The sequence below is a fragment of the Streptomyces sp. NPDC056948 genome (genome assembly GCF_042674225.1).
Taxonomy (GTDB): Bacteria; Actinomycetota; Actinomycetes; order Streptomycetales; family Streptomycetaceae; genus Streptomyces; species Streptomyces purpurascens.
The window spans coordinates 1-8,267 of record NZ_JBHUQX010000413.1 but is presented as its reverse complement, the minus strand read 5'-3'; the positions used below and the strand labels follow the sequence as shown (position 1 = coordinate 8,267).

The window sequence follows — 8,267 nt, the reverse complement described above, 5'->3', positions numbered from 1 at the left end:
AGTCGCTGCTGATCCGCTCGGCCCGCAAGGTCGCGGCCGACATCTACCAGCAGTACGGCGCCGCCTGGGACGCCTCCGCCCAGGCGAACCAGGCCCATCAGGCCCAGCACAACCACCCGGGCCAGATGCAGGGCCACGCGGGGGCCGGCGCATGACCGCTGTCGACCACCAGTTGGTCAAGCGGTTCCGCCAGGACGCCGGCGACCGTATCGCCGAGCAGCGCCGACAGGACCAGGTCAGCAACGTCACTCCGATGTCCACGGAGGACGAGCGGCAGTACGCGCGTGCCGTCATAGCCCAGATACTGGAGGAGTACGCCCGCGCGGAGATCAACGCGGGCCGTACGCCGCTGGACGCCGAGACCGAGGAGCAGTACGCGGCCGCCGTGCACGCCGCGCTGTTCGGCGTCGGCCGGCTCCAGCCGCTGCTGGACAACCCTGACGTCGAGAACATCGACATCAACGGCTTCGACCAGGTGTTCGTCGGATACGCCGACGGCCGCGAGGTGACGGGCGACCCCGTCGCCGAGACCGACGAGGAACTCGTCGAGCTCATCCAGGTGCTGGGCGCGTACTCGGGTCTGTCCTCCCGCCCCTTCGACTCGGCCAACCCCCAGCTCGACCTCCGGCTCCCCGACGGTTCGCGTCTGTCGGCCGTCATGGACGTCACCCGGCGCCCCGCCCTGTCCATCCGCCGCGCGCGCATGGGCAAGGTGTTCATCTCCGACCTCGTCGGCAACGGCACGGTGACGCCCGAGGTCGCCCACTTCATGGCCTGCGCGGTCCGCGCCCGCAAGAACATCATGATCGCGGGAGCCACCAACGCCGGTAAGACGACGCTCCTTCGGGCCCTCGCCAACGAGATCCCCCCGAACGAGCGCCTCATCACCGTCGAGCGGGCCCTGGAGCTCGGCCTCGACACCTTCGCCGATCTGCACCCCAACGTCGTCGCCTTCGAGGAACGCCTGCCCAACTCCGAGGGCCAGGGCATGATCTCGATGGCGGAGCTGGTGCGACGCTCACTGCGTATGAACCCCTCACGCGTCATCGTCGGTGAGGTCCTCGGCGACGAGATCGTCACCATGCTCAACGCGATGTCGCAGGGCAACGACGGCTCGCTGTCCACGATCCACGCCAACAGCTCCCACGAGGTCTTCAACCGTATTTCCACGTACGCGTTGCAGGCCAGGGAGCGGCTGCCCATCGAGGCCAGCCAGATGCTGATCGCGGGCGCGGTGAACTTCGTCGTCTTCATCCAGCGGCGCAACAACTACGGCAACGGCGGCCGCCTCCAGCGCATGGTCACCTCCGTCCGCGAGGTCAACGGCGTCGACGGACGCGTCCTGTCCAGCGAGGTGTTCGCGGAGGCTCCCGACGGCCGCGTCGTACCGCACGCCCCCATAGCCTGCGTGGAGGAACTGATGGCACACGGCTACCGGCCGACCGGGACCTGGGGGTGACGGGCGTGAACACGACTCTCGCGGCACTCGGCTCGCTCGGCTCCATGGGCGGCCTGTTCTCCACCACCGTCCTGTACTCGATGGGCAGCGGCGTCGCCGTCGGCGGCGGCATCGCGCTCTTCCTCGTCGCCGTACGCGGACTGCCCGTCAAGCCCGACCACGAGAAGCAGAAGGCCGCCGAGCGGGCGAACGAGCTGATCCGCTTCGCCGGCCGGCGCGGCTCGCTCGCGGCCATCGTCGGCCTCGTCGTCCTCCTCCTCACCCGCTGGGCGGTCGCGGGCATCGCGGCCGGCGTCCTCGTCTTCTTCTGGGACCGCCTGTTCGGCGGCGCCGGTGAGGAACGGGCCGCCATGCGGCGCGTGGAGGCCCTCGCCTCCTGGACGGAGTCCCTGCGCGACACCATCGCCGGCGCGGTGGGCCTCGAACAGGCCATCCCGGCCTCCGCCCGCGCCGCGGCCCCGGTCCTGCGCCCCCACCTCGACGCCCTCGTCGACCGCCTGCGCTCCCGCACCCCGCTGCCCGAGGCGCTCCAGCAGCTCGCCGACGAGATCGACGACGCCTCCGCCGACATCATCGTCGCGGCCCTGATCCTCAACGCCCGCCTGCGCGGCCCCGGTCTGCGCCAAGTGCTCGGCGCCCTCGCCAAGTCGGCCCGCGAGGAGGTCGACATGCGGCAGCGCGTGATGGCGCAGCGGTCGTCCACGCGGCGGTCGGTGCAGATCGTCGTAGCGGTCTCGATCTCCTTCGTCCTCGGCCTGTCGATCTTCAACCGCGAATTCGTGGAGCCGTACGGCACGCCCGCCGGCCAGCTCGTCCTGGCCTGTGTCTGCGGCCTGTTCGCGCTCGGCTTCTGGTGGCTGCGCAAGCTGTCCACCATCGAGACGCCCGAGCGCTTCCTGGTGCGGGACGAGGCAGCCGTCCAGTTCGTCCGTCCCAGGACGCCGTCGCAGGAGTCGCAGCAGTCCCAGCAACTGCCGCAGGAAGAGGGGGCACGCCGATGAACCTCACGATGCCGCTCGTCGTCGGCGCCGTCATCGGCCTGGGCATCTACGCCCTCGTCCGCGCCCTCATGCCCAGCAAGCGGAGCGCGATCTCACAGGTCGCGCGGATCGACGCGATGCGGGCGCGCGGCTCGGCGTACGAATCGGCGCGCCGCGAACGGGAGAAGGGGCGCCTCGGCGCAGTGCGGGCCGAAGTCGGCCTGCGGGTCTCCGAGTTCTATCTGCAGCAGGGCTGGGAGCAGCGCTCGCTGCGCGCGGACCTTGCGGTGCTGGAGCGAAGCTGGGAGAAGTTCCTGGCGACGAAGGTGCTGCTGGGTGTGGCGGGCCTGTTCTTCGGCCCGTTCCTGTTCGCCATCGTCTGGACCCTGGGCGTCGGCAAGAGCCCGATCATCCCGGTGTGGCTGGCGCTGCTGTTCGCGGTGGTCTTCTTCTTCCTGCCCGACCTCGAGGTACGGCGGGACGCCGCCGACAAGCGGCGCGACCTGCGGCGCGTGATCGGCGCGTACCTCGACCTGGTCTCCATGAGCCTCGCCGGCGGACGCGGTCTGCCGGAGGCCCTGATGGCGGCGGCGGAGATATCGGACGGCTGGGCCAACCAGCGCATCCGCAACGCCCTGTCCGACGCCCGTATCACCGGCCTCAGCCAGTGGCAGGCGCTCGGCCAGCTCGGCGAGGAGATCGGCGTCGAGGAGCTCAAGGACCTCTCCGCCTCCCTGGCCCTGGTCGCGGACGACGGAGCGAAGGTCCGCGAGTCCCTCGCCTCCCGCGCCGAGACCATGCGGCACCGCGAGCTCGCCGAGATCGAGGGCAGCGCGGGTGAGAAGTCCCAGTCGATGCTCGTGGCGCAGCTCCTGCTGTGCGCCGGGTTCCTGGTGTTCCTGATCTTTCCGGCGGCGATGCGGGTGTTCCAGGTGCAGTGAACCGTGCATGAGCCTTGCAGCGACCTTCACAACTCCAGAACTTCCCGGAACCGATTTCGAAAGGACAAGACGTCATGAACGGACGTAACTTCCACACCGGCATCCCGGCCGTGGACTTCCTCGTCACCTTCCTCCAGGCCCGCACCGAGCGAGCCCGCTCCGGCGAGCTGGACCGCGGTGCCTCCGCGGTCGAGTGGGTCATCATCTCCGCGGTCGTCGTGGCGATCGTCGGTGTCGTGGCCGCCATCATCAACGCCGCGCTGAGCGAGGGCGCCAACAAGGTCGGCGACTGCATCAAGGGCGCGGACGCGGGCAAGACCTGCTGATCGCCGATTGCTTGATCGCCGATCGCCTGATCGTCGTAGAGACAGCCGCAGGGACAGACGTAAGGACAACGGGGTCACGGGGATGCCGGCAGACGTGAGCAGACGGGTACGCCGCAGGGTGGAGGCCGCACGGAAGAGGGCGGCCGCCCGCGGTGACTCAGGCATGACCGCGATCGAGTTCGTGCTGCTCACTCCGGTGCTGTTCTTCATGATCTTCGCGACGGTGCAGTTCGCCCTGTACTTCTTCGCGGACCACGTGGCCCAGGCGGCGGCCCAGGCGGGAGCGCGCAAGGCGCGTGCCACGGCCGACGAACGCCCGGGTGCCTGGCGGGGCGAGGCGCAGGACGTGGTGGACGCGTACATCCGCCAACTGGGCCCGCAACTGGTGCTGGGGCCGGACGTCAAGATGCTCCAGCCGGACCAGAACACGGTGGGCGTGGAGATCGCGGCGCAGGTGCCGACGGTGTTCCCCGGGCTGGATCTGACGGTGCACGCGCGGTCGGCGGGCCCGGTGGAACGGTTCGTTCAGGAGGAGAACTGATGGCTCTCTCTCCTCCTGCCGTTCCTTCGACTCCCTCGAAGGACGGCCGGTCCACGGACGATCGGGCTACCGACGATCGGGCTACGGACGACCGGGGCCTCTCCACCATCGAGGTCGTGATCCTCGCCCCGGTGATGATCCTGTTCATCCTCGTCCTGGTGGCCTTCGGCCAGCTCGTGGACGGCCGCGGGGCGCTCGACGGAGCGGCCCGGGACGCGGCCCGCGCGGGCTCGATCCAGAAGAACCACGGCACCGCCATGGCCGAGGCGAAGAAGGCCGCGGAGGCGAACCTTACGGACGTCTGCTCGGGCCCCGTGTCGGTCGTCCAGACGAGCGAGGGCTTCGAGCCCGACACCATCTTCACGGTCGAGGTGAGCTGCGAGGTGCGAGGCCTCGCCATGCTCGGCCTCGACGTCCCGACGACGCTGACGGCGAGCTTCAGCTCTCCGCTGGACCCCTTCCGGAGGTCGGCGTGAGCCACCGCCCGTCCCTGCGCTCCTGGTGGGCGTCCCGCAGCGCGCGTCTGGACGACCGCGGCTCGGGCGCCGGCGCGGTCATCATCTTCACGCTGGTCTTCCTCTCCCTCTCCGCGTTCGTGATCGACGGCGGCCTGTCCATCTCCAAGCGGGAACGGGCGGCCGACATCGCGGAACAGGCGGCCCGTTTCGCCGCTCAGGACATCGACCGCGAGGCCCTCTACGACGACGTGGGCGGCCCCGCCCCGATCAACTTCGGGAACTGCAACGCCCGTGTGAAGGCCTTCGCCCGCGAGATGGACATGACGGGCGCGGACATCGCGGCGACCCACTGCGTGGCGGCGACCGCCGAGCAGGTGGAGGTCGACGTGCAGCTCACCTACTCCCCGGTCTTCACGGGGATGTTCTACGGCGGCGACGTGGTCGTCCACGGGCAGGCGGTGGCACAGAACGAGGTCCAGTGAGGCCCTGTCACCCTCGCTGAGCACCGATCCCCCCCACTGGAGGTACACCCCCATGCGCACACGCACGACCACGGCGGCCGCGACCGCCCTGACCGCGGCGGTGGCGCTGCTGCTGACGGGCTGCGGTGGCTCGGAGACGGCGGACAAGAAGGACGACGACAAGATCGCGGGAGCGGACGCGGGGTCGGGTTCGTCGAACCCGTCGGCGTCGGCCCCGGCCGACGACATCGACCGGCCGGAGATCAAGCTGCCGGCGGATGTGAAGAACGTCTTCGAGGAGACGCAGACCGGCGACGCGAAGAAGGACGCGATCCTGGCCGACAACGAGCGGCGTATCAACTCCATCGACGAGGCGATCACCGCCGACGCCAAGAAGTACCCCGCGCTGAAGTTCTACTCCAAGGACGACGCGCTGGCTTCGGCGGCCTCCTACATCATGTCCTTCCGCAACGAGAACCGGAGCTTCACCGGCGAGACCCGGTACTACGACCGCGAGGTCACCTTCCACAAGGACGGCGCCGCCTCCGTCACGTACTGCATGGACGCGACACGGACGTACCCGAAGGACGGTACGACCGACAAGGTCGACAGGTCGGTGAAGGCGTCCCCCAGCGACTACGTCTTCTACAGCACCCGTCTGGAAAAGGACGCGAAGGGCGTGTGGCAGACCGCCACCGTCTCGTCCACGGAGGCCGCCAAGAGGTGCATGTGATGAGCCGTACGACAGTGCTGCGCGCCGTCGCGGCGTCGACCCTGGCCGTTGCCGTGGCTGCCGTTCCGTCCACGGCCACTGCCGGTGGGGGAAAGGGCGGTGGCGAGAAGGGCAGCTACGAAGGCAGCGCCGAGGGCTCGTCGAAGGAAGGTGTCATCAGGGCCAGGACCAAGGTCACGGTCACCACTGACGGCGGTTCCCGATCCTCCACGGGAACCCTGACCCCCTCGAACAGCAACTGGACACCGCCGGCCTGCTGGTACGAGCCCTCGTTCTCGCCCAAGGAGATCGAGACCGCGGTGAACGCGTGGCGGAGCATCGACGGGTTCGTGTTCCGCGGGGTCGGAAACGCCGTCGGCGACATGATGGACCACCGCTACAAAGACGGGCATCCCTACAAGGACTACAACCTCGACAAGCAGGGCGAGGGAATGTTCTGGGCGGCGGTGAAGAACCCGAAGCGCAAGGACGACCCCGAAGCGAACTCCTGCGACAAGCAACCCTTCTGGGTCGACGAGGGCGAACCCCCCAAGGAACCCCTGGCCGTCTCCCCCCAGGTCCTCGCCGAGTACGCCTACGACGAACTCCCCGTCCCCGACACCGAGATCAAGATGGCTCCGACGGGCAAGTCGACCGTCAACCTGCCCACCTGGATCTGGCTCGACAAGGTCAAGTTCAAGAAGCTATCGGTGACAGCGAGCCTCCCCGGCACGGGCCTGTCGGCGACCACCACCGCCGAACCCGTCTCCCTGCACCTCGAACCGGGCACGCCCGACGCCGAGACCTACCCCGCCTCCGGCGAATGCGCGATCAACGAAGACGGCAGCATCGGCGAACCGTATGCGAAGGGCAAGGCCGGCAAGACGCCGCCCTGCGGAGTGAGCTACCTGCGCTCCACGGGCGATGACGAGTCCTACCCGCTGAGCGCCACGGTCACCTGGAAGATCAACTGGACGAGCACGAACGGCGACGGCGGCGACCTCCCCGACGGCACATTCGGTACGACACAGGACGTGACGGTGCAGGAGATCCAGTCGGTGAACCGCTGATCCGGAACATTCGACGGATCTGCACACCGTTCACCGCGAGGTCGTAGGCATCCCGGGCAGGACCCGCGCTCGGCTCATTTCCGTCGCCGCGCAATACATTCGTGTATCGCGAAGCGGCGGGAGATGTGAAGAGGGCGGGTCGCCCGGTGACCGAACGGTCACACCCATGAATTCGGCCCCCGAAATCCACCGCATCCCCATAACCACTGGCTGGCCGTCCCTTCTCACGACGTGCTTTGATCGGTTGCGCTCGAGCACTTCGAATTATTGAAACGAAGGGAACCGCCCCCCATGGCCTTCACCCCGCAGATCGACACCGCCCAGATGTCCGACGCCGAGCTGGACACCATCGCCGGCGGCCAGGCGGGTGCCGCCGCGGGTGCCGGCGCCGCAGCCGGTCTCTACGTCGAGACCTCGGCCGCCGGCCTCAACGCCGGCCTCGGCGGCGGCGCGGGCCTCGCCGTCTCGCCCCAGGGCATCGCGGCGGACCTGCACCTCAACGCCGCGGTCGCTTCCTGACGAAGGCATGCGAAAGGCCCCGGATCTCCGGATTCGGGGCCTTTTCATGTCTCCAGCAAAGCGGGCTACTTACCCCCGCCATCCCCCTTGCCGCCTTTACCGCCCTTACCGCCCCGCTTGTCCTCGGTCTTCATCGCGTCGTTCGCCTTCTTGGCAAGCTCGTCGTCAAGCTTCTTGAACTCGCGAACAACCGCATCGGACATACTCGCCAGCGCATCGAGCTGCTGCGTGATGTCCTCGCGCCCGTCTTCCCAGTTGGACTCGAAATCCCCGAGCGCGTCATTGACACTGCCGTCGCCGATGTCGTCCTTGTAGGACTCGAAAAGTTTCTTGGTGTGATTCAGACGGGTCTTGAGGGAACGCAGCCTGCGCCCGTAGCCCTCCAGCTCGGTCAGCGGGAGCGCGAGGTCGCTCTTGCCCTTGCCCATGTGGCAGTCCCCCAACGTCCGGCACTCTGATCCCATCTGAACCGTACCGCGAGCCGATCTTTCCGTCGAACGGTTGTGCCTTGTAAGTTCACGTGTGCATACGGTTGTTGACGTTGATGTGCGCGTGACGGGGGTTGCGGTATGGCGGGGCACAGGCCGGCGGACTGGCATGTCCTGGACTTGGACAAGGACCCGACGCCGGGCGACCCGCAACGGGTGCGCACGCTCGCGAAGCAGTTGCACGACTTCGCCGACGATGTCTCCGACGCGTTGCGTCTGGTCAAGGGCATGGCGGGGGAGGGCACGCTTCTGGAGTGGGCGGGCAAGTCCGCGGATGTCTTCAAGGAGGACTTCGCGGATGTCCCGAAGAAC

General features: G+C 68.4%; 11 protein-coding genes and 1 pseudogene. 11 read left to right on the top strand and 1 reads right to left on the bottom strand.

The window, feature by feature from the left end:
• The first annotated feature begins 151 nt into the window (after window positions 1-151).
• From ACFTZL_RS36490 to ACFTZL_RS36445, 10 genes are all read left to right on the top strand, one after another.
• Window positions 152-1,459: a CpaF family protein gene (locus tag ACFTZL_RS36490; RefSeq protein ID WP_382592166.1), complete on the top strand. Its 1,308-nt coding sequence runs from the start codon at window positions 152-154 to the stop codon at window positions 1,457-1,459.
• A 44-nt stretch (window positions 1,460-1,503) separates the two neighbouring features.
• Window positions 1,504-2,460, top strand: coding sequence for a type II secretion system F family protein (locus ACFTZL_RS36485; protein ID WP_382592169.1), 957 nt, complete (start codon window positions 1,504-1,506; stop codon window positions 2,458-2,460).
• Window positions 2,457-3,380, top strand: a complete 924-nt coding sequence (locus ACFTZL_RS36480) for a type II secretion system F family protein (RefSeq protein WP_382592163.1) — start codon at window positions 2,457-2,459, stop codon at window positions 3,378-3,380. The genes ACFTZL_RS36485 and ACFTZL_RS36480 overlap by 4 nt, the downstream gene beginning before the upstream one ends.
• A gap of 74 nt (window positions 3,381-3,454) precedes the next feature.
• Window positions 3,455-3,706 carry a hypothetical protein gene (locus ACFTZL_RS36475; RefSeq protein WP_010041603.1) on the top strand — a complete coding sequence of 84 codons (252 nt, stop codon included), beginning with the start codon at window positions 3,455-3,457 and terminating at the stop codon, window positions 3,704-3,706.
• A gap of 82 nt (window positions 3,707-3,788) precedes the next feature.
• On the top strand, window positions 3,789-4,247 hold the full coding sequence (locus ACFTZL_RS36470) for a TadE family protein (protein WP_382592160.1): 459 nt from the start codon (window positions 3,789-3,791) through the stop codon (window positions 4,245-4,247).
• Window positions 4,247-4,723 carry a TadE/TadG family type IV pilus assembly protein gene (locus ACFTZL_RS36465; protein ID WP_382592157.1) on the top strand — a complete coding sequence of 159 codons (477 nt, stop codon included), beginning with the start codon at window positions 4,247-4,249 and terminating at the stop codon, window positions 4,721-4,723. The genes ACFTZL_RS36470 and ACFTZL_RS36465 overlap by 1 nt, the downstream gene beginning before the upstream one ends.
• Window positions 4,720-5,187 carry a pilus assembly protein TadG-related protein gene (locus ACFTZL_RS36460; RefSeq protein ID WP_382592155.1) on the top strand — a complete coding sequence of 156 codons (468 nt, stop codon included), beginning with the start codon at window positions 4,720-4,722 and terminating at the stop codon, window positions 5,185-5,187. Before ACFTZL_RS36465 ends, ACFTZL_RS36460 begins: the two co-directional genes overlap by 4 nt.
• Before the next feature lie 52 nt (window positions 5,188-5,239).
• Window positions 5,240-5,899, top strand: a complete 660-nt coding sequence (locus tag ACFTZL_RS36455) for a hypothetical protein (protein ID WP_382592151.1) — start codon at window positions 5,240-5,242, stop codon at window positions 5,897-5,899.
• Window positions 5,899-6,948 carry a hypothetical protein gene (locus tag ACFTZL_RS36450; RefSeq protein WP_382592148.1) on the top strand — a complete coding sequence of 350 codons (1,050 nt, stop codon included), beginning with the start codon at window positions 5,899-5,901 and terminating at the stop codon, window positions 6,946-6,948. The genes ACFTZL_RS36455 and ACFTZL_RS36450 overlap by 1 nt, the downstream gene beginning before the upstream one ends.
• Window positions 6,949-7,239: 291 nt before the next feature.
• Window positions 7,240-7,467, top strand: coding sequence for a hypothetical protein (locus tag ACFTZL_RS36445; RefSeq protein WP_382592145.1), 228 nt, complete (start codon window positions 7,240-7,242; stop codon window positions 7,465-7,467).
• Between the two features lie 65 nt (window positions 7,468-7,532).
• Here the strand turns inward: ACFTZL_RS36445 and ACFTZL_RS36440 are convergent, their stop codons facing one another.
• Window positions 7,533-7,895, bottom strand: a complete 363-nt coding sequence (locus ACFTZL_RS36440; RefSeq protein ID WP_382489158.1) for a hypothetical protein — start codon at window positions 7,893-7,895, stop codon at window positions 7,533-7,535.
• A gap of 141 nt (window positions 7,896-8,036) precedes the next feature.
• Between ACFTZL_RS36440 and ACFTZL_RS36435 the strand changes: the two are divergent.
• Window positions 8,037-8,267, top strand: a pseudogene (locus ACFTZL_RS36435) (hypothetical protein); the annotation flags it as partial.